Origin of the sequence: Pseudomonas syringae group sp. J309-1 (assembly GCF_032582135.1) — a bacterium.
In the GTDB taxonomy this organism is placed as follows: domain Bacteria; phylum Pseudomonadota; class Gammaproteobacteria; order Pseudomonadales; family Pseudomonadaceae; genus Aquipseudomonas; species Aquipseudomonas quasicaspiana.
On the sequence record NZ_JAWHNU010000014.1, the window covers coordinates 85,485 to 106,931 of the forward strand.

Annotated in this window: 16 protein-coding genes; 12 read left to right on the top strand and 4 right to left on the bottom strand. The window is 58.5% G+C overall.

The window, feature by feature from the left end; all coding sequences use genetic code 11:
* Window positions 1–11 precede the first annotated feature (11 nt).
* From RX972_RS10875 to RX972_RS10895, 5 genes are all read left to right on the top strand, one after another.
* Window positions 12–2,126 (top strand): glycosyl transferase family protein, encoded by a 2,115-nt coding sequence (locus tag RX972_RS10875; protein WP_099269419.1) that lies wholly within the window; start codon window positions 12–14, stop codon window positions 2,124–2,126.
* Complete coding sequence (locus RX972_RS10880) at window positions 2,123–4,690, top strand: NfrA family protein (RefSeq protein WP_316874968.1); 2,568 nt, start codon at window positions 2,123–2,125, stop codon at window positions 4,688–4,690. The genes RX972_RS10875 and RX972_RS10880 overlap by 4 nt, the downstream gene beginning before the upstream one ends.
* Before the next feature lie 8 nt (window positions 4,691–4,698).
* Window positions 4,699–5,352: an alginate O-acetyltransferase AlgF gene (locus RX972_RS10885; protein WP_122704014.1), complete on the top strand. Its 654-nt coding sequence runs from the start codon at window positions 4,699–4,701 to the stop codon at window positions 5,350–5,352.
* 8 nt (window positions 5,353–5,360) lie between these two features.
* Window positions 5,361–6,353, top strand: a complete 993-nt coding sequence (locus tag RX972_RS10890) for an alginate O-acetyltransferase AlgX-related protein (protein ID WP_316874971.1) — start codon at window positions 5,361–5,363, stop codon at window positions 6,351–6,353.
* A gap of 77 nt (window positions 6,354–6,430) precedes the next feature.
* Window positions 6,431–7,213, top strand: coding sequence for a hypothetical protein (locus tag RX972_RS10895; protein ID WP_410478220.1), 783 nt, complete (start codon window positions 6,431–6,433; stop codon window positions 7,211–7,213).
* 529 nt (window positions 7,214–7,742) lie between these two features.
* Here the strand turns inward: RX972_RS10895 and RX972_RS10900 are convergent.
* The 4 genes from RX972_RS10900 to RX972_RS10915 form a co-directional block, all read right to left on the bottom strand.
* Complete coding sequence (locus tag RX972_RS10900) at window positions 7,743–8,996, bottom strand: OprD family porin (protein ID WP_316874975.1); 1,254 nt, start codon at window positions 8,994–8,996, stop codon at window positions 7,743–7,745.
* Between the two features lie 138 nt (window positions 8,997–9,134).
* Window positions 9,135–10,160: a TRAP transporter substrate-binding protein gene (locus RX972_RS10905; RefSeq protein WP_027900488.1), complete on the bottom strand. Its 1,026-nt coding sequence runs from the start codon at window positions 10,158–10,160 to the stop codon at window positions 9,135–9,137.
* A gap of 51 nt (window positions 10,161–10,211) precedes the next feature.
* The gene (locus RX972_RS10910; RefSeq protein ID WP_122394667.1) at window positions 10,212–11,492 is read right to left on the bottom strand and encodes a TRAP transporter large permease subunit; all 1,281 of its coding nucleotides are present in this window, start codon (window positions 11,490–11,492) and stop codon (window positions 10,212–10,214) included.
* Window positions 11,489–12,052 (bottom strand): TRAP transporter small permease, encoded by a 564-nt coding sequence (locus RX972_RS10915; protein WP_316874977.1) that lies wholly within the window; start codon window positions 12,050–12,052, stop codon window positions 11,489–11,491. Before RX972_RS10915 ends, RX972_RS10910 begins: the two co-directional genes overlap by 4 nt.
* A gap of 478 nt (window positions 12,053–12,530) precedes the next feature.
* On the opposite strand from RX972_RS10915, the gene RX972_RS10920 reads away from it, so the two are divergent.
* The 7 genes from RX972_RS10920 (at window position 12,531) to RX972_RS10950 (ending at window position 21,349) form a co-directional block, all read left to right on the top strand.
* Window positions 12,531–12,986 (top strand): NUDIX hydrolase, encoded by a 456-nt coding sequence (locus RX972_RS10920; protein WP_231677107.1) that lies wholly within the window; start codon window positions 12,531–12,533, stop codon window positions 12,984–12,986.
* 69 nt (window positions 12,987–13,055) lie between these two features.
* Window positions 13,056–14,750 (top strand): diguanylate cyclase, encoded by a 1,695-nt coding sequence (locus tag RX972_RS10925; protein WP_316874980.1) that lies wholly within the window; start codon window positions 13,056–13,058, stop codon window positions 14,748–14,750.
* Window positions 14,751–14,892: 142 nt separating this feature from the next.
* Window positions 14,893–16,689 carry a methyl-accepting chemotaxis protein gene (locus RX972_RS10930; protein ID WP_231677105.1) on the top strand — a complete coding sequence of 599 codons (1,797 nt, stop codon included), beginning with the start codon at window positions 14,893–14,895 and terminating at the stop codon, window positions 16,687–16,689.
* A gap of 279 nt (window positions 16,690–16,968) precedes the next feature.
* Window positions 16,969–18,114, top strand: a complete 1,146-nt coding sequence (locus tag RX972_RS10935) for an ABC transporter substrate-binding protein (RefSeq protein ID WP_049826911.1) — start codon at window positions 16,969–16,971, stop codon at window positions 18,112–18,114.
* 9 nt (window positions 18,115–18,123) lie between these two features.
* Window positions 18,124–19,209 (top strand): FecCD family ABC transporter permease, encoded by a 1,086-nt coding sequence (locus RX972_RS10940; RefSeq protein ID WP_099269407.1) that lies wholly within the window; start codon window positions 18,124–18,126, stop codon window positions 19,207–19,209.
* On the top strand, window positions 19,206–19,994 hold the full coding sequence (locus tag RX972_RS10945; RefSeq protein WP_316874990.1) for an ABC transporter ATP-binding protein: 789 nt from the start codon (window positions 19,206–19,208) through the stop codon (window positions 19,992–19,994). The genes RX972_RS10940 and RX972_RS10945 overlap by 4 nt, the downstream gene beginning before the upstream one ends.
* A 302-nt stretch (window positions 19,995–20,296) precedes the next feature.
* Entirely contained in the window at window positions 20,297–21,349 is a 1,053-nt protein-coding gene (locus RX972_RS10950; RefSeq protein WP_027900148.1) for an ABC transporter substrate-binding protein, read from the top strand.
* Window positions 21,350–21,447 lie beyond the last annotated feature (98 nt).

Below are 21,447 nucleotides of genomic sequence, written 5' to 3' on the forward strand. Positions count from 1 at the left end.
GGGAACCTGAGATGACGTCGCTTTATTGGCCTTACTGGCTGGCCCACTACTACAGCGTTCTGGAAGTCGCCACGATCGTGATCGCGGTGCTGATCCTGATTTCCAGCCTGGACGACCTGTTCATCGACCTGTGGTACTGGTCTCGCCGGATATTCCGCAGCTTCACCGCAGGGCGCAAATACCGGCCCCTGACCGCCGACCAACTGCTCGCCCGGGATGAGCAACCCCTGGCGATCATGGTTCCGGCGTGGCTGGAATACGACGTCATCGCACCGATGATCGAGAACATGGTGTCGACGCTGGACTACCAGAACTACGTGGTTTTTGTCGGCACCTACATCAATGATCAGCGCACCATCGACGAAGTGGAACGCATGCGTCGCCGTTACAAGCAGTTGCACCGTGTAGAAGTCCCGCACGACGGGCCGACCTGCAAGGCTGACTGCCTTAACTGGGTGATTCAGGCGATCTTCCTTCACGAAAAAACCCACGGCATGACCTTCGCTGGCGTGGTCCTGCATGACAGTGAAGACGTGCTGCACCCGCTGGAATTGCGTCTGTTCAACTACTTATTGCCGCGCAAGGACATGATCCAGCTACCGGTGGTTTCACTGGAACGCAACTGGTACGAATGGGTTGCGGGCACTTACATGGATGAGTTTGCCGAATGGCACGGCAAGGACCTTGTGGTGCGTGAAAGCATGAGCGACACCGTGCCTTCCGCCGGTGTTGGCACCTGCTTCTCCCATCGGGCATTGCAGGTGCTGGCCGGGGAAACCCAGAACATGCCGTTCAACACCGACAGCCTGACCGAGGACTATGATGTAGGCGCTCGCCTGTCCAAAGTCGGCATGAACGCGATCTTCGTGCGCTTCCCGGTGGAATACCGGGTGCTGCGTAAATCGTGGTTCAGAAAGCCTTACGAATCGACCCTGAAAATGCCGTTGTGCGTACGGGAATTCTTCCCCGATACGTTCCGCACCGCATTTCGTCAGAAAGCCCGCTGGACACTGGGTATCGGCCTGCAAGGCTGGGAGCAGATGGGCTGGACCGGTTCGCTGGCCAACCGTTATTTGCTGTTCCGTGACCGCAAAGGTGTTGTGACGGCTTTCGTCAGCATCATTGCGTACCTGATTCTGGTGCAACTGCTGGTCTTGATCATCCTGCGTCAAAGCGGCGTGTGGGATGTGAGCTTCCCTACCCCGTTCGAAGCCAACGGCTGGATCAAATACCTGTTGCTGGCCAACGGTATTGCATTGGCCTGGCGCGTCATTCACCGCTGCTACTTCACCGGTGTGTTGTACGGCTGGCAGCATGCGCTGCTGTCTATCCCACGCATGGTCGTTGGCAACTTCGTCAACTTCATGGCCGCTTCCCGTGCCTGGAAGATGTTTATCGTTGGCAAGGTGATGAACCGCAAGCTGGTCTGGGACAAAACCATGCATGACTTCCCGTCCACTGACCTGGTAGCGGTTGCTCCACGCAAACTGGGCAGCGTGCTGCTGTCATGGCAAGCGATCAACGACACCAATCTGGAAAGCGCACTGGCCGAACAACAGACTCGCCAACTGCCGTTGGGGCGCATTTTGCTCAATAACGGCTGGCTGGACGATGAAACCCTGGCCGAAGCCATCGCCTTCCAGAACGACTTGCCGCGGGTGTTCGACGTGGCCGGCAAGGCTGAGCGTGCAGAACCTGCGCTGGCCGACGAATTTGCCTTGCGCTGGCGGGCAGTGCCTGTTGGCCTGAGCCCTGAGGGCCGTCAGCAAATTGCCGTGGCCAGCCCATTGTCAGCCGAAGGGCTTGAGCAGGTCAGCGCGCAACTGGGCAGCGAGCCTGTGCAGTTGATCGCTCGGGAAAGCGAAATCATCAATCAGTTGCGTCAACTGGATGCACCGGATGATCGCGCCTTGCCGCATGCCAGCGCACCACTGCTGGGTGACCTGCTGATCGAAATGGGTCTGCTGGATCGCAACGTGTTCAACGATGCGATGCTGCATTACAAACCACAGCAACATGGTCGTATCGGTGATTACCTCGTGGATATCGGCGTGCTGCCTCGCGCAACCATCGAACAGGCGGTTGCCCGTCAGCACAGCCATTATCAGCCGGAGCCGGCATTATGAAACGCTCACTGCTGAGCCTTGTAATCGCCGGTGCAAGCCTGCTGCCAGCGTTAAGCTACGCCGAAGCACTGCCGCTGCCGCTGACCGGCCCCGCCTATCAAGCGGCGAACGAAGCCTACAGCGCCTACGAGCGCAAGGATTACGACCTGGCGATTGCCAAAGCCCGCGAGGCTTTGCGTCAGCGCGCAGACGTGACCCGCTTGAATCGGCTGATCGAACTGGCGCAGCGCGATAAAGAGGCGCGTGATAACCCTCGTCGTTATCCGCAGGCGAAGCCCGCTCCGGGTTTCAGCGTTGCCGCTCAGGCGTTCAAAGCCTACGACCGCGACGACTTCGGCCTCGCCGCGCAGTCCGCTCGTAAAGCCATTGCCCTGGCCCCAAAGCGCATGGATTACCGGCTGTTGCTGATCGAGTCCTTGCAACGCCAACAGCAATTGGTCGAAGCCGATCAGGCGACCACCGAAGCGCTGCGGGTGTTCCCGGATGACGACGCGCTGTTGATGCGCCGCGAAGCTATTCGCCGTCAGATTGCCGCACCGCTGTCCATCGCCGGTTATCGTGCGCTGGAACAGAACAACCTGCCTTTGGCAGTTGAACAGGCCCGAAGGGCTGTCGGCTGGGCGCCGGAAATCAGTGCAAATCAGCAACTGCTGATCAGCGCCCTCCTCGCCTCCAAGGACTATCCAGCAGCCGAAAAAGCCGCTACCGCCGCGCTGGCTCAGGACGACGGTGAGATTGCACCCTGGATCCTGCGCAGCTACGCACTGGATCGCCAGGGCAAAACCCAGGCAGCCCAGGCCGACCTTAATCGGGCCTTGGCCATCGAGGGTTTGCTGGATTCCGAAGAACGCGAGATTCGCTTCTTCGCAGCCGATCTGGCCCTGGCCAACGGCAACCCGCAACAAGCACTCGACCAGCTGCAACAATTGAAGCCAGACGAAGGCGGCGAAGTTGCCCGTCGTCGTGCTGCTGCGCAAGTCGTGGCGCGACAAAAAAGCAATGGCCTGAAAACAGCGGTTCGCTTCCCTGCGCCTGCGTTGAACTGTCAGGAAAGTGCTTTCGGTCTGATCTGCGATATCTGGCCGGGTAATCAGCGAGATGCCGGGACCGACACCGCGGTGCAGGCCTATGCCGCACTGGCGCGCAAGGACGCTGCTTCAGCAGCCACCCTCGCCCAGGAAGCGATTCGTCGTGCACCGCAAAATCCGGCGTATCGCAGCCTTCTGGTCAGTGCTCTGACCGAACAGAAGCGCCTCCCGGAAGCCATCGACGCCGCCAGTGAAGGCATTGCCGCCAATGGCGACGACGCTCGCCTGTTGGCTCAACGGGGTCGTCTGCGCCAACAAACCGGAGATGATGCCGGAGCACGCAAAGACTTCACCCAGGCCTTGGCACTGGGCAGCCTGCCCACGTACGAAGAAGCCAGCCTTTACGCTGCATTGGGCCAACGCAAGACCGCACGCGAACGCTTGCAGCAATCGCGCGATGCCGGTGAGCTGGAGGGCATGAGCAACCTTCAGGTTGCGTACCTGTCGGTACAGGCCGGTGACGACGACGCGGCGCATGAATCATTTCGCAAGGCTGACGCCGAAGCCCCGCTGCCGCCAACGGCGACACAGGATGCGGCTTACAACGCCATGCGCGTCAACGATGACGAGCAGGCGGTGGGCTACTTCAAGCGGGTGATCGATGCACAGAATGCCGGTGCCCTGGACATGCCTGCGCAACAGCTGTTCGATACCCGTCGCGCAGTTGCCGATGTATCGCGCACCTGGGGCCTGATCAGCACCACCAGTTATCGCGGTAACAGCTCCAGCAGTGGCTTGAGTTCTGCGCCGAGCACAGGCAGCAATGGCAACGGCGGAAGTGGCGGCAGCAGCAACGACAGCCTGCAAAACAGTACTGAACTGTCGTGGCGTCCGCTGGGTTATCGCAATGCACGCTTCGTTGAGCTTTACGGGCGGATCACCGACACCCTGTGGGCCAAGAACAGCGACTCCGACACCGGCATGGACGCGCTCCAGGGCGCATTGGGCGTACGGATCAAACCGTTCTCGTCACTGAACGTCATGGCGGCAGCAGAGCGTACCTTCCCGCTGGGCTCGTCCAATGTCGACGGCGACTGGCTGCTGCGCTTGGGCTATGGCTCCAGCATTGGCACTGATCTGCGCGTCGATACGCCAAGCTGGTGGACTTCGCAACTGTTCGCCGAGGCCGGGCACTACGTCAATGATTCGCGCAACTACTTCAACAGCGAATGGCAAGGCGGCCGCAGCTATGCCATCGGTGGCACGGGCTCGCGCTGGGTCACCTTCCCGCATGTCGTGGCGGCCTACGATTACGACTCGAAAATGAACAGCGAAACCGGCTCCGATGGCCGTGCGGATTACTCTTCAGGCCACGCCGCGGGCGTTGGTGTGGGTAATAACGTGCGCTACTGGTTCCGTGAAGACGCGTACAACGCGCCACGCTCTTACGTGGATTTTTCTCTGCAATATCGAGTGAAAGTGTCTGGCGATGATCGCGCCAAAGGCGTGTTTGCCCGACTGACTTACTCTTACTGAGGACTGATATGTACCCTCGAATCTGCGTGTGGCTGGGCTTGAGCCTGGCCGCCACAACAGCCCACGCCGCATCTGAAATTGCTCAGTTGTACGAATCCAAATTACCGGAAGGCTCGGCCTGGGTTCGGGTGGTCAATCCAACCGACTCCACGATGCAGGTCCGCATTGATCAGGGCACGAGCTTCAATCTGTCTGCCCAGTCAGCGCTGGCAAGCCCGTTTCAGGTAGTCGATGGCCGTCAGCCTTTGCGCCTGACGGTGAATGGTCGGGAGATAAAAGACCTCAAGGCTCCGGCCAATGCTTTTGTCACCCTGATCCTCGACAGCAACCCTGCTGCTGCGCCGCGCGTGGTGATTGATCCGCCCGTGCGTGGCAAGGATTTGCGCGCCGAGCTGAACATTTACAACCTGAGCAATGGCTGTGACAAGGCCGACATCAAACTGGCCAACGGCTCGACTGTATTCAGCCAATTGCCGTTGAAAGGTCAGGCGCAGCGCACCATCAATCCGGTGCAGGCGACCCTGATTGCCAGTTGTGGTCAGAGCGCCAGCCTGCCGTTCAAACTTGAACCGTTCAAGGCCGGTGATCGCTACAGCCTGTTCCTGATCGGCTCTGGTCAGACCCCGCGCCTGGTGGGCCTCGTCGATCAGACTGCGCCATGATCAAGCTTATGAAAGCAGTACCCGTGACGAACGCCCGCCCCTCTCGTCGTCTGCCGTTATCGGCCATGTTCGCCGCGATTCTGCTGGGCGTTTCCAGCCAGCCCGCACAGGCAGCCTCGGCAGTGATCACCGGCAAGGACGGTTGGTTGTTTCCGGCCTGGGAAAGCCTGACCAAGGTCGACAATGCCGGTACGACTCGCAGCATCGCCCTGATCAAGGACCTGCAACAGCAACTTGAGCGCAACAAGATCGCTCTGGTTGTGTTGGTCGTGCCGATGAAAGCGCCGTTTTATGCGCAACGCCTGCCGGCTGATCAGCCACTGAGCCCGGCCGTTGCTCAGCGCTACGATCAGCTGCAAGGAGCGATGAGCAAAGCGGGCCTGACCACGCTGAACATCAAGCCGATTCTGCAACAGACAGAACAAGGTGATCACACCGCGTTCTACCGGGCCGACTATCACTGGACCGCCTGGAGTGCCGAGAACACCGCTGATGCGACGGCCCGGCTGATCAACCAGCGCTATAAGCTGCAAGGCGAACCCGGTGGCGGCGCCGTGTTGGGTGAGTGGTTCGACAAACGCGCCTTTGGTGACCTGGCGAGTAACTTCCTGCCAGCCATCAAACGCAAAGCCATTGGCCGCGACATTTACACCGTGCGGCATCAGGTGGAAAAAGACCTGCTGATCGATGATGCCCCAGCGCCTTTGCAGGTTATCGGCAACAGCTTTGTGCAGCCTTATCTGGGCTTCACTCAGAAGCTGTCCAACGCGCTGGATCGTCCCGTTACGCTGACCTGGAACCCCGGTGATGTGGGCCCTTGGGCTACCCTGCTGCAATATCTGCAATCCCCGGATTTTGCCCAGCACAAACCTCAAGTCATCGTCTGGCAATTCAACGAAGGGCAGTTCCATCAAGGCCCTGATGCGTCAGCCAACTGGAACGCCAAAGGCGTAGTGTCGTTGAGCCAGTGGCATCAGCGCATCAAGCAGGCACTCCCTTGAGGATTTTGGGAAGGCCCTTGAACCGTGCGACTCTGACCGCTCTGCTGCTTGCAGCCATGATAGGGACAGGGATCGCCATGTTGATTACCAACGCAGTAAAACCATTGAAACCCGGCGTCGTCGGGATGGTCTGGCAACCGGACAATGCCACGGTGGGCATCAAGGGCGACTGGCACAAGCTCGGCGCGCGGGAACTGCTGGTGCAGTGGACGGTGGTCGATGATCAGGCGTTCATTCCCGGTACCGGCCTGCCTGCCGTACCGGTGATGCCGGACTGGGCACGCATCGGCAAAGAGCCTTGGGCCAAAGACGTCATCATCGGTCTGGCCGGATATTTCAGCGAAAATCGCTCTCGGGACAACGTCGAGCAATTGGCGAAACTTTCGGAGAGCATTGCCAGGCTGTCTTTACCGTTGCATGTCACGGGTTATTACTTCCCGGCTGAAGTCGATCCAAGCTGGACCAAGGCCAAAGACCTGCCCGCCTTGCTGGCCAAGCTGCCTAGACCACTCTGGATCAGTGTTTACGACGGCGCCAACATCGGCCCCGCTGCGACTGCTGACTGGCTCAAGCAATGGTTGCCGGATGACATTGGTGTGTTCTTTCAGGACGGCGTCGGCGTCTATGCCCGCACCGCTCCGGTTGCTCGCACTTACGCCGACGCCATGCGCGACCGACTGGGCAAGGATCGCGTCAGAATCATCGCCGAGGCTTTCAGGCCGCAATACGGCGGCGGTTTCCGCTCCGCCACTGCCGAAGAGCTGAAACCGCAACTGGAAGCGTATGACGGTTATCCGCTGTACCTGTTCGACGGCCCGCATTACGTGACACCGGAGTTGGTGAAACAGCTGTTGAAGTGAGGCTGGCGGGGCATAACCGTCACTTGAGCCAGACGCAGAACCCGGTAGGACCGAATTCATTCGGGAGGCGGTATTTCGGCGAAACACAGGCTGCGGATGTACCGGCCTCTTCGCGAATGAATTCGCTCCTACCGGTAACCCAGGCAAGACGCAAAACCCTGTGGGACCGAATTCACGGGAAGGCGGTGTTTCAGGCAAAACACAGGCGGCGTCTGTACTGGCCCCTTCGCGAATGAATTCGCTCCTACCGGTAACCCAGGCAAGACGCAGAACCCTGTGGGACCGAATTCATTCGGGAAGGCGGTGTTTCAGGTCAAACATAGGCGGCGTCTGTACTGGCCTCTTCGCGAATGAATTCGCTCCTACCGGGAGCCCAGGCAAGACGCAGAACCCTGTGGGAGCGAGGCTTGCCCGCGATGCATGTGTCGTAGTTTCAAGACAGACCACGTTATCGTTTATCGTGGGCAAGTGGGAATGCCGTCCGGCCGCTCCTACAAGGGAATGGCATTCCAACCTGACATTTGTAGCCTTACAAAATCGACAACGGGTAGTTGATGATCAGGCGGTTTTCATCGAACTCGTTGTTGCTGAAATCACGACGCATGGTGGAGTTGCGCCACTTCAGGTTGAGCTTTTTCAGCACACCGCTCTGGATGGTGTAGGCCAGTTCGGTTTCCCGCGCCCATTCCTTGCCGTCATTGGTGGCCGATGTTCTGACGTTGTCACCGCTGATGTAGCGGTTCATCAGGGTCAGACCCGGGACGCCCAGCGCGGCGAAATCATAATCGTGACGCAGTTGCCATGAACGTTCCTCCGCGTTGTCGAAGCTGGCGTTGTAGCTATCGTTGGCCAGGGTGCCGCCACTGGTGCCGTTAACCCGCATCCACGTGTCGCCACTGACTTTCTGCAAACCCACGTAGAACACATGAGCGCCATACTTGGCCGAGAACAGCCCCGAGTATGTCTTGTTATCCAGCTTACCGGCCAGCTCCCGCCCGTCCTCCCCGCCTTTGAAGAAGCCCAGATTCGCGCCCAGCGTCCAGTCACCCAGCGGCTGGCTGTGAACCAATTGCAGATACTGCTGGTTGTAAACGTCTTTGAGTTCCGCTCCCCACAGGCCGACCATGGTGCGGTTCTGGTTGAACTTGTATTCACCGCCGACGAAGTTGAACCGGTCAGACACGCCGCCACCGAAGTTCATGTCTTCCATGCTGGCATCGTTACGCGGGCTATTGCCCTGAAACTGGCCGCCATACAGGGTCAGGCCGTCGATTTCATTGGAGGTAATCTGCGCGCCCTGAAAGGTCTGCGGTAGCGAGCGGCCGTCATCGGAACGCAGGATCGGTAACACCGGCATCCACTCCCCCACCTTCAACTCGGTTTTGGAAATACGCGCCTTGCCCGCCACCGCCAATCGACCGAAGTCATCCGCCGGACGTCCGTCGCTGTGGCGTGGCAACAAAGCAGTGCCGTAAGTACCGCCACCGCCGTCCAGCTTCACCGACCACATGCCCAGCACATCAACACCAAAACCCACCACGCCCTGGGTGAAGCCGGACTTCGCATCCAGAATGAAACTCTGAGTCCATTCCTCCGCCTTGCTCTGCGGGTTAGAAGGATCGACGAAGTTGCGATTGATATAGAAATTGCGCAGGCCCAGATTGACCTTGGCGTCGTCGACGAAACCGGCAGCCGTTGCCACCCCCGGCGCAATCAGCGAAAGGCCCAGTGCGGTGGTGCTGAAGCCAAGAACGCTTGCTGCAAGGGTATTTAATTTAGCCATTTTTGTTATCCCCACTTTCATTTGGACGAGCACAGCCATGCGCGCCCTTGAAAAGGCTCGCATCGCCGATGAAAAGTTATCTGCCAGCCGTCAAAGGCATCTCAGGACGGCTTAGCGACTGGCGTTGGTCGTCAGGGCTTACTGCCCGGCACGCACCTTGGCGATTTCGTCGTACATCAGCTTCACCAGACTGCCATCCAGTTTTTCCGAGTACTTCTTGATCACAGGCTGAACGCGTTCGCGGAAACGGTCTTTCTCTTCGGCAGAAATATCGTTCACGGCAACGTTTTTCTGCTGTTCAAGATAACCACGTGCACTCGCCATACTGCTCGCGGTGACTTCTCGCTGATACTTCTGAGCCTCTACAGCGGCCTCTTTAACCAGCTTTTTCTCATCATCATTAAGCTTGTTCCAGGTCTTCTGGCCAATGATGAAAGACTGTGGATTGAAGATGTGACCGGTGGTTGAAATGTACTTCTGCACCTCGTAGAACTTGCTGCCCTGAATCACCGTGAGCGGGTTTTCCTGGCCGTCGATTACGCCCTGCTCCAGGCCGGTATAGACCTCAGGGAATGCCATCGCCACCGGGTTGGCTCCCAGCGCATTGAAGGTGTCCAGATAGATCGGCGACTGGATCACGCGGATTTTCAGGCCCTGCATGTCTTCCAGTTTGTTGATCGGGTGCTTGCTGTTGGTCACGTTACGGAACCCCAGATCCCAATAACCCAGGCTGACCAGCCCTTTGCTGTCCAGTTGTGCGGCAAGCTTCTGTCCGACCGGGCCGTCGATAACGGCATGGGCCTCTTCGACGTTGTTGAACAGGAACGGGAAGTCCAGCATGGCGAAGTCCGGCGCTTGAGCCGCGAGGATGCCGGAGTTGAGTACGGTCAGGTCCAGGGTGCCGCCTTGCAACGCGGAAACGGTGACGACGTCGCCACCCAGCGTGCCACCCGGAAACAGTTTGACCTTGATCTTGCCGCCACTGCTTTTGGCCAGCAGTTCGGCGAACTTCTGTGCGCCCTGCCCCTGAGGATGCTCCTGTACGTTCTGGAACGCGAAGCGCAAGGTTCGCTCACGAATTTCAGCCGCGTGGCTGGCCATGCTGCCCAGTAGAAGGCCTGTGGCGCAGGCACCTGCCAGCAGGGTTTTCATCAGTTTTTGCATGTCACTCTCCATATTGTTTTTAGAGTCGAGTTACGGAAATGCCCACCGACATCAGCCGGTGAAAAACTTCAGCGGTACAAGCACCAGCGAAGGGAACAACACCAGCAGAAACAGGACCACAAACTGCGCCAGCATGAACGGCCAGACACCGCGAATGATTTCATCCATGCTGATTCTGGACACGCCGCACACCACGTTCAGCACCGTGCCCACGGGCGGCGTGATCAGGCCGATGGCGCAATTGATCATGAACAGCACGCCGAAATACACCGGATCGATACCGGCCATGACCACCGCGGGCATCAACACGGGAGTCAGCAGCAGAATCGTCGGAGTCATGTCCATGGCGGTGCCCACCACAATCACCAGCAGCATGATCACGACCAAGAGAATCGTCTGGTTGTCCATGAACGGTTCAAGCACGCCCGCCAGTTGCTCAGGCAACTCGGCGATGGTTACCAGCCAACCGGAGACCATGGCTGCAGCGACCAGGAGCATCACCACCGACGTGGTTTTCGCGGATGAAAGGATCAGGTCGTACAGTTGGTTGATCTTCAACTCCTTGTAAATGACCAATGCCACAAACAGCGAGTACACCGCTGCGACCACTGCCGCCTCGGTAGGTGTGAAAATGCCGAACTTCAGACCGAAAATAATGATCAGCGGCAAGCCGAGCGCCCACAGGCCTTCGATCAACGCACGCATGATTTGCGCAGCACTTTGCTTGGGAGGCGGCTGGATATTTTCCTTGCGGGAGACGAACCACCAGGCCACCGCCAGCGACGCGCCGAGCATAATCCCCGGGACGATCCCGGCCAGAAACAGCTTGGAAATCGAGACGCCGGACGCCACACCAAACACGATGAACCCAATGCTTGGCGGGATCACCGGGGCGATAATCCCCCCCGCTGCGATCAAGCCCGCCGAGTGAGCCCGGTTGTGCCCGGCCCGCACCATCATCGGCACCAGCAGTGCGGCGAGCGCAGCGGCATCGGCCACCGCAGAACCCGACAGCGAAGCCAGCAGGCAGGAGGCCAGAATAGCCACGTAACCCAAACCACCGCGCTTGTGCCCTACCAATGCCATGGCGATGTTGACGATGCGTTTGGACAGGCCGCCCGCGTTCATGATTTCGCCAGCCAGCATGAAAAACGGCACGGCCATCAACGGGAAACTGTCGGCACCGTTGAGCAGGTTCTGCGCAATGATCTGCGCATCGAACAGATCAAGCTGCACCATCAACGCCACGCTCACCAGCAACAAGGCGAAAGCAATTGGAATGCCCAGCGCCATGGTGGCGATCAGCGAACCGAGAAAAATAACCAGAGTCATGGGTGAGTTCTCTCGGTGGTCGATGACGGGGTATGGATATGCTTGATCTCCTCGGCGGCATCGCTGTCAGTGACCATCACCAGCTCGTCGTCCGCCAGTTTGCCGCTCAGCACCAGGTACAAGTCATACAACAGAATGACCGCAGCACAGGCACCGAAGACCAGCCCGGCCGCATAGAACAACGCCATGGAAAGACCCGACGCTGGCGCGACCACATCCAGATTGATAACCGCTTGTTGCCAGCTGCCGCTGAAAATGAGCCAGCAGATGTAGAGCATCAGCACATGGCCGATCACCAGACAGAAACGCTTGCCACCCGCTGGCAAACGACGCACTAGACTGTCGAAGCCCATGTGCGCACGTTCTTTGAGCGCGACCAGCGAACCAAGAAAGATCATCCAGACGAACAGCCAGCGCGACAGTTCTTCCGAGACGCTGATGCCTGAGTTGAAGGCGTAACGGAGCACCACGTTGCCGAAAACCAGCACGAGCATGCCAATCATGCAGAGCACGATGAGCAACTTGAGCAGCTTGAAATACAGCTCGACTATTCTTTTCATTATTATTGCCTCGCGGAAACCCTGAACCTGACGCGATTAACCCGGCATCGCTGTTACCGGGCTGAACCGGTCTGAGGTGCGCACGCGCAAACGCCGCGAGCTATTACCTTTGGGGTTAACAGTCGAGCACAGAGAGGGGGATCGAGAACAAGCAATTGCTGTCGCATGAGGTGGCTCCATTGTTTTTATTGTCCCTTCGCTCTGATGGCAAAGGTTTATGACATGGAAAATGTACTAACCGGTTAATTCGGTCAATATCCAAAAACGTTGATTATTGACCCTTAATCCGAAAAGCTGCGTATCGAATATTCTTGAAATTCCTCGAAAAACAACCTCTGCGAAGACATTTCCTTCGAAAAAGCGGATCAAAATAGGCGCAGTAGCACGATTCACGAAATACAAAAGCGTGCGATTATCGATTATTTATCCGACTAAAAGCGGCTTGTCCGCCCTGAAGTCGCACACCAGGCCCCAAGACATGCCGAAGCATCCGCCATTCTCCGGCGCTAAAATCGCCTTGCTTTGCGAAGGCTTGATATTGAGCTACCTGCGCGATGACAAAACTTCTATTCCGTGGCCTGGCCTCTGGGACCTCCCCGGTGGCGGACGCGAGGGCGAAGAAACGCCGCTGGCGTGCGCACTGCGTGAAACCGAGGAGGAGTTTGGGCTGACCATTGCCCCTGAACATATCGTCTGGACTCGGGTTTACCCGGGCCAGGGGCTGGGCGGCCTCGATACCTGGTTCTTCGTGGCACAGGTTCCGTCGGGAACATTCGCCAACATACGTTTCGGCAACGAAGGCCAGCGCTGGGCTGTCACGACCATAGAGGCTTTCCTGGCGAATAACGTCGCTATAACGCACTTTCAGCATCGGCTCAGGGAATATCTGTCGAGCCGCTCTGGTGACGGCCCCGAACCATCAGCACGTAACTAAAAAACGCCACTGGCGGCTGGCACGACTTGCGCATAACATGCCGTGATTCCACATAGCCAGATATCACCCATGATAATAGCCAGCCTGCGCAGCCACCTGACACTCTGGTTCGCCGGGTTGTCGCTGCTCGCCCTGCTGAGCGTGGGTTTCTATGTCGGCCATATCGCCACCGAGCAAATCAAACAAGCCAGTGGCAGTTCGCTGCTGAGCACCGCCAAGTCAGCGGCAATGATGCTGGGCACTCAGTTACGCGAGCGTCAGCTTGAGATATTCCTGCTGAGCCGGGAGCCACATCTGGTACGTGGCAACCTGGATGACCCGGACATTCTGCCGTCGATGGAGTTGCGCACCCAGTCTCACTCCGAGTACGCCTGGATGGGTGTCGCTGACATCAAAGGCAACGTTCGGCAGGCGGTGCATGGCCTGCTGGTCAACCAGTCCGTGCTGGAACGCCCATGGTTCAAGGCCGGATTGCAAGGACCGTATACCGGCGATCCTCATGAAGCGGTATTGCTCGCCAAACTGCTGCCCGCCAATGCCAGTGGCGAACTGCTGCGTTTCATCGATTTTGCTGCGCCGATCCGCACCGCCGACGGCACCGTGGTTGGCGTGCTGAGCGCTCACGTGCACTGGAGCTGGATGACCCGAATTGTCGAATCGGCCATTCTGCGTGAAGGCGCGACCGCTGATCTTGAAGTGCTGATCGTCAATGGCGATGGCGTGGTGCTGTATCCACAACAGATGATCGGCCAAAAGCGCCCCGAGCTGCTGGCAACGCAGCGACTTTCTAGCAGCGAGAAGCCAGCCGGCGCGCCGGAATGGACAGAAAACGCCGACTATCTGTCCAGCGTGTTGAAGGTCCCGACGCCACCGTCCGCCAATCTGGCCTGGTTCATCGTGGTTCGCCAGCCTCTTGATACCGCGCTGCAACCTGCGCGGATCCTGCTTTATAAGCTGTTGATATTGGGTGTGTTCGCCGCGCTGGCGTTTGGCCTGGTCGCTTACTACCTGGCGCAGCACATGAGCCGCCCTATCGAACAATTGGCCAAGGCTGCCAAACAGGTTGAGGCCAAACAGCCCGGCGCAGATTTCCCTCAAACGCATTCGGTCCGGGAGATCGCCCAACTGGGCCAGTCCATTCAGAGCATGACTGAATCGCTGCTGACCAAGGAACGCGAACTGCGAGACACCAACGCGTCTCTTGAGGCCACCGTCGAGCAGCGCACCGCCGCCCTCACCCAAGCCAATGCCGATCTGTTGAAAATGGCGACCCATGACGCCTTGACCGGTGTTTACAACCGTCGCCGCTTTGACGAAAAGCTTGCCGAATGCAACCAGCTGTTTGAACGCAGCGGCCGCCCCTTCGCCCTGCTGTTCATCGACGCGGATCACTTCAAAAACGTCAACGACACCTACGGTCATGCCACCGGTGACGACGTGCTGCATCAACTGGCTCAGATCATTCAGGAAAACACCCGCGCCACCGACTTCGTGGCCCGTTACGGCGGTGAAGAGTTCGCCGTATTGCTGCCAGAGCCGGAAGGCGCGGAAAGTCCGGAAGTTGTTGCAGAAAGAATTCGCAAGGCCGTTGCCGATGCAACCTTCGACCTGGTCGGGCAAGTGACCGTGAGCATCGGTATTGGCCTGGCCGATACCGCAGATGCCAATACAACTGCGCTGATCAAGCGGGCCGATCAGCAGCTTTATTATGCCAAGGCGTCTGGCCGGAACAGAGTGGCGAGCAACGCCACCGTGGACCTATAAAAATATCCGTCAGATCGCTGACGATCTGGCGGGTTCGCTTCTGTTTACAGCTGCCTACGACCGTTCAGGTTAAAGCTTTGGCCTCAGCGGTCGAAGATTACCCATTAAAGAATAATTAATAAGTTTTCCGAGGAGCAGCGGCATGGGGACATTCAAGGCCTTGTATGAGTCCATCGAAATGCAGTTTTTCGATTCTCTGACGAAAAAGCTCTCCAGCCTTTTTCTGCTGGTTGCCGTCAGTGGATTGCTGTACTGGATTGCCTTGAGCATTCGTGCAGACATCGTTCAGCAGTTACGCGGCGCACAACTGGACGCTGCCCTGCTCGGCCAGATTGAAGGCAGCCTGAACGGGCTCAGCAACGCCATCCTGTTCAGCACGCTGTTTACGCTGTTCATGGTCAGTTTCATGGTCTGGTATTTTCGCCACCTGATCGTGCGCCCGGTCACGCACATGACCAATGCTCTTGCAGAGATCGCCAACGGTGAAGGCGACCTGTCCAAAGACCTGCCCCTGCTGACCCACGACGAAATTCGCGTGCTGGCCAGCACCTGCAACCGTTTCCTGGGCAAGCAGCGGGAAATCATCAGCAACGTTCAGGCCCTGACCGTTCACATCGCCGTTGAATCGGCACGCTCGCTGAAAAACATCAGCGACTCCAGCGACAGCGCCACCCATCAGGCACGCTTTGCCAAGGAAGTGATGGATCAGAGCAACATGGCGGTAGGCAATATCCAGGAGGTTTCCCAGCAGACCCAGGGCATCTCCAGCACCACCGCGCAGAACCTGAGCATGGCCCGCGACTCCTACGCCGAACTGCTGGAAGTCACCGGCAACATCAGCGAAATATCCAGCAGTCTCAATGAATTCGGCACTCTGGTGTCGGCGCTCAATCAGCGCTCGACGAGTATCAAGTCTATCGTGGGCCTGATCCAGCAGATTTCCTCGCAAACCAATCTGCTGGCGCTCAATGCGGCCATCGAAGCAGCCCGCGCCGGGGAAAGTGGCCGGGGCTTTGCGGTGGTGGCCGATGAGGTCCGTACCCTGGCGCAGAACGTCAGCAAGGCCACTGACGATATTTCGCAGAACATCGACGCGATGCTCAAAGAGGTGAGTTCTACCCACGAGCAAACCACGCAGATCAGTCATAGCGCTCGGGAAACCCAGAAAGTCGTTGAACGCGCTTCGGGCCATTTCGAGAGCATGATCGGCGACTTCGAATCCACCAATGGCAAGCTTGCTGACATCGCCGAGCACATCCTGCAGTTCGCGGAAAGTAACACCGGGATCAACGACCGGGTAACGCAGATTTACGCCGACAGCCAGTCCATTGACCAACGCATGCAGCATTCAGCGACAGCAACCCGTGATCTGTCGGGCGTTGCCGAACGCGTGCAAACCATGCTCGGCAAGTTCGTCCTGGGCCATGGCGCGCTGGATGCCGCCATTACCCGCGCCAGCCAGTGCCGCGACATCCTGCAGGAACGACTGGCAGAATTGCACCGCAGCGGGCTTAACCTGTTTGATCAAAGCTACAAGCTGATCCCCGGCACAGATCCCAAGCAGTACCTGACCAGCTACACCGAACGCTTCGCCCAGGTCTGCCAGGAAGAGTGCGACAAGCTGACCAAGGGCACCAAAGGCGGCAAGGTGTCTTTCATCGTCGACACCAAGGGTTACTGCCCGGTGAACAACAGCTGGGTATCCAAACCACCGACCGGTGACCGCGCCATCGACCTGCCGGTGTGCCGCAACAAACGCATGTTCTCCGATCCGATCGGCCTGCGTGCGGCGGGCAACACCCAACGTTTCCTGCTTCAGACCTACCTGCGCGACACCGGCGAAATCATGACCGAGATCGACGTGCCCTTCTTCTTCGACGGCCGCCACTGGGGCAACCTGCGGATGGGCTTTGATGCGGCGGTGTTGTTGGCGGAGTGATTGCTGATCAGTGGGTCACGGGAATTCCCGCCGCCGATTTTGATATTGCCCCATCATTTGAGCCGGTCGCTGGACCTGTGGGAGCCGAGCTTGCTCGCGATAAGGCGCATGCGATCTGAGGTCCATCGCGCTCATCCTTATCGCGAGCAAGCTCGGCTCCCACAATGCTAAAAACTGACGAATGAGAACAATTCCGTTACCCTGTGCGCACTTTTTTACGGCGGATATGTCGTGCTGCCTGCGGCCGATTCGTCCTCATCTCTCGGTATGGGTAATTCAATGCGCCTGTTCACACATCTCGCAGTCGGCGTCAGCCTGCTGCTAGCCGGTCAGACCCTGGCCTTCGCAACCACCTATCCAGTCACTGTCACCGACGTTGCCAACCGTCAGGTTGAAATCCCCGCCGAACCAAAACGCATCGTTTTGCAGGACGGCCGCGACCTGTTCACCCTGGCCCTGCTCGACCGCGCCGATCCGTTCCAGCGCGTTGTGGCGTGGAACAACATCATCAAGCGTTCCGATCCCAACACCTGGAAAGTCTTCGAAAACCAGTGGCCAAAAACCGCCAATCAAGCCACCGACATGAAGTTCGGTGACGACGGTGATCTCAACCTCGAAGCCGTCGTGGCCGCTCGCCCGGACCTGCTGGTATTCCAGACCCGCGCCCGCGCTTCGCTGGAAAACGCCGGTGTGGCGCAGAAACTGGCCGCGCTGAAAATCCCGGTGCTGTTCGTCGACAGCGATCTGGAGCCGGTGGTCAACAGCCAGAAAACCGTAGCCCTGCTCGGTCAGGTGCTGAACCGCGAAGAAGAAGCCAAGGCCTATATCGATTTCTACAAATCCCGACTGGCTAAAGTCGAAGCCATCACTCAGGAACACAACAAGAAACCCTTGGTGTTCGTCGAAGCCAAAGCTGGCCAGGGCGGCGCATCGGCCTGCTGCTTCACCCACGGCGATGTGTACTGGGGCAAGCTTGTTCAAGCGGCAGGTGGCGTGAACCTCGGTTCGCAACTGCTGCCGGGCGCGACCGGCGACGTCACGCTGGAGACCGTACTGGGCAAACAGCCGGAGGTGTATGTCATGACCGGCACCCAGTTCCCGGGCAATACCTCCGTCTCGCCACCGTTTGGCTTCGGTGAAAGCGTCAAACTCGACGCCATCCAGCGTCAGTTGAAGTTGCTGGAACAACGCCCAGGCTTCGCTCAACTCAAGGCCAGCCAGAACGGTCGTGTTTACGGTGTCTACCACCAGTTCTACGCCAGCAGCTGGAACATTCTGGCAGTGGAAAACCTGAGTCAGGCGTTCTATCCGGACAGTGCCAGTCAACTGGATGCAGACGCCAGCCTCAAGGCGCTGTTCGCCCTGACCGGTATCAAGGCAGTCCCTGCGATTCTGTACGCCCCTGCACCTGCTACCGGTAAATGACCCGCAACCATGACGACCTCTATCGGTAACGCTTCATCTGACACCAGCAGCTACCAGACCCGCTACACCCACACCGTGTGGAAGCGCACGGTGTTGCTGATCAGCCTGCTGGTGATCGCTGTGGTGGCTTTCATTGCCGACCTGATCGTCGGCTCAGGGACGCTGACGTTCGGTCAGGCCATGAGCGGACTGTTGCAGCCTGACAGTGTCGATGCCAGCACCCGAGTGATCCTCTGGGAGCTGCGCATGCCCATGACGCTCATGGCGGTGCTCGCGGGCACCTGTCTGGCGCTGGCCGGGCTGATGATGCAGACGGTGCTCGACAACCCGCTGGCCGAACCCTTTACGTTGGGGATTTCCTCGGCGGCGGGCTTTGGCGCATCGCTGGCATTGGCTTTCAACTTTTCCCTCGGCAATGCCCTGCCGGGGTTTGGTGCCGATTTGCTGGTCACCGGCAACGCCTTTCTGTTCTCGTTGCTGACCGTGGGCATCATTCTGCTGCTGACCCGCGGCCATGTAGGCCTGCAAGCGATTACCCTGCTGGGGATCGCCGTGCACTTCGTGTTCAGTTCGTTGCTGGGTCTGGTGCAATACGTGGCCAGCGTCGATCAACTGCAAAGCATCGTGTTCTGGCTCATGGGTTCGCTGCTGCACGCGACCTGGAACAAGGTCACGCTGTGCGCGATTATCGCGGCAATTGCCATTCCGGTGGTGCTGGTTCAGGCCTGGGCGCTGACCGCACTGCGCAGTTTTGGTGAACAGGCGGTGGTGTTCGGCATTCCGGTGCGACGCATTCGGACCGTGATGCTGATGCTGGCTGCATTACTGGCCGGTGCGGTGACCTCCGTAGTTGGCATCATCGGCTTTGTCGGTTTGGTGGCACCCCACGTTGCGCGCTTGCTGGTGGGCGAAGATCAACGCTTCACCATCGGTGTGACCATTGCCTGCGGCATCATCTTCGTCACCCTCGCTTCGCTGGCCAGCAAGTTGATCGTGCCGGGCGCAGTGCTGCCCATCGGCATGGTGACTTCACTGATCGGCTTGCCATTCTTCATCATTCTTATCCTGCGCGACCGGAGACTGACTTCCCGATGAGCTTCTCCACTGCTGACTATCGCGTCACGATCCACGGCCGCACCATCCTCGACGGGCTGGCGGTGAAAGCCGAAGCAGGCCGTACCTTGGCGCTGCTGGGTGCCAACGGCGCGGGCAAATCGACGTTCATGAAAGGCCTGTGCGGGCTGACCAAAGCGCAAGGTTCGGCCACCATCGACGGCATCGACCTGCTGGGGTCATCTGCAGCGGTACGCGCCAAACTGATTGGCTACGTCGCTCAGGATCTGGCGCATCTGGACGTACGTCTTTCCACCTATGAACTGCTGCTGCTCGCTCAGCACGGCAGCGCACGCGGTTGGGCAACCGGCAAGGATGCGCAGCGCAAAGCCAGTGAAATGCTTGAACTGCTGGGTTTGCAGCGTTTTGCCGAATGCCAGCCGGGGCAGTTGTCCGGAGGCGAGCGGCAGATGATTTCCCTGGCACTGGCGCTGGTCCGCAGCCCGCGCCTGTTGCTGCTGGACGAACCCACTTCCGCGCTGGACCTGGCCAATCAACTGCAGATTCTCGACGCGGTCAGCGCTTATACCCGCAAGGAAAACATCGTCACTCTGGCGATCTTCCACGACATGAATCTGGCCAGCCGCTACGCCGATGACACGTTGATGCTGCATCACGGCCACGTTCACTGCAGCGGCCGGACGCGCAGCACATTGACCCCGGAAAACCTTGCCCATGTGTATGGCGTGGACTGCCGGGCGATCAGTGTCGACGACGGGGCTTTCACCGCGATTTATCCGGTGTCGGTGCTGCAAACCGCGAGCTGACATACTCTCTCTGTAGGAGCTGCCGAAGGCTGCGATAGCGTTCAACCTGACACACCGCTATCGCAGCCTTCGGCAGCTCCTACAAACACCGCGTCGCTGACAGAGAAAACACTTGGCGGCCGTTCAGCGCACGACATGCCGTCCCTCCTCCCCTTTTCGCAATAAAGCGCTTCTGCGCCGCGCATTTGTGCCCGCTTCATTTCCCGACATGCCAGTAAATTAAAAGCACGGTCCCGCAGAGCGACCGACAGCAAATCTCCAGCTCGCTCAAGAAATCTGCCAACCATCGGGGAGACCTTCATATGACAGCATCGAGTATCCGCAGCTTCAAACTGGCGAGTCTGGCAATCCTTACCGGCTGCGCCAATATGGCGTTTGCTGAAGACATCACGTTTGTGTCCCAAGGCGGCGCTTATCAGGAAGCGCAAAGCAAGGCGATCCTCGAGCCTGCCGCGAAGAAGCTCGGCCTTACGCTGAAACAGGACAGCTCGCCCAAAGCCTATCCGATCATCAAGACCCAGGTCGAAAGCGGCAAAGTCACCTGGGATGTGGTGGACCTGCCCACCGGCGACTGCGTTCGCGGCCAGCAGGAAGGTTTGTTCGAAAAGCTCGACCTGGCGCTGATCCCCAACGCAGCGCAATTGCCTGCGGACCTCAAGGATGATTACAGCGTTGGCTACATCAGCTATTCCACCGTGCTGGCTTACCGCACCGATGCATTCAAAGACGACAAGGCGCCGAAGACCTGGGCTGATTTCTGGGACACGAAGAAATTCCCTGGGCAGCGTTCATTGCGCAACCTGCCGCGTCCGACCCTGGAAATCGCACTGTTGGCTGACGGCGTCGCCCCCGACAAGCTCTACCCGCTGGATGTAGAACGCGCCTTCAAGAAACTGGAAGAAATCAAACCGCACATCGCGACCTGGTGGACATCGGGCGGCCAGTCCGCACAACTGATCAGCGACGGCGAAGTGGACATGATTCAGGCGTGGAACGGCCGCATTACAGCGGTACAGGCCGACGGCGCACCGGTCGCCTTCGATTACAACCAGGGTGTGCTGGAAACCAACTCGCTGTGCGTGCTCAAAGGCTCGCCACACAAAGTCGCGGCCATGAAGTTCGTCAACGAAGCCATCGATGCAAAACTGCAGGCGGCATTGCCGATGATCATTGATTACGGCCCGCTGAATCCGGAAGCGTTCAAGACCGGCACGATTCCGGCCGAACGTGCTGCCAAGCTGCCTTCAGCACCAGAAAACATCTCCCGTCAGGCCTTGCTGTCGGCCAAATGGTGGGCATCGGCAGACGGCATCAAGGCAGAAGAACGCTGGCTGTCGTTTGTGCAGAAGAAGTAACAACTGAACACCTCTCCGGTACAGACTGTGTGAAAACCCAAGCCTCACCGCATAACCAAAAAAATGCCTCGACCTGTTCGGGGCATTTTGCCGTTTCC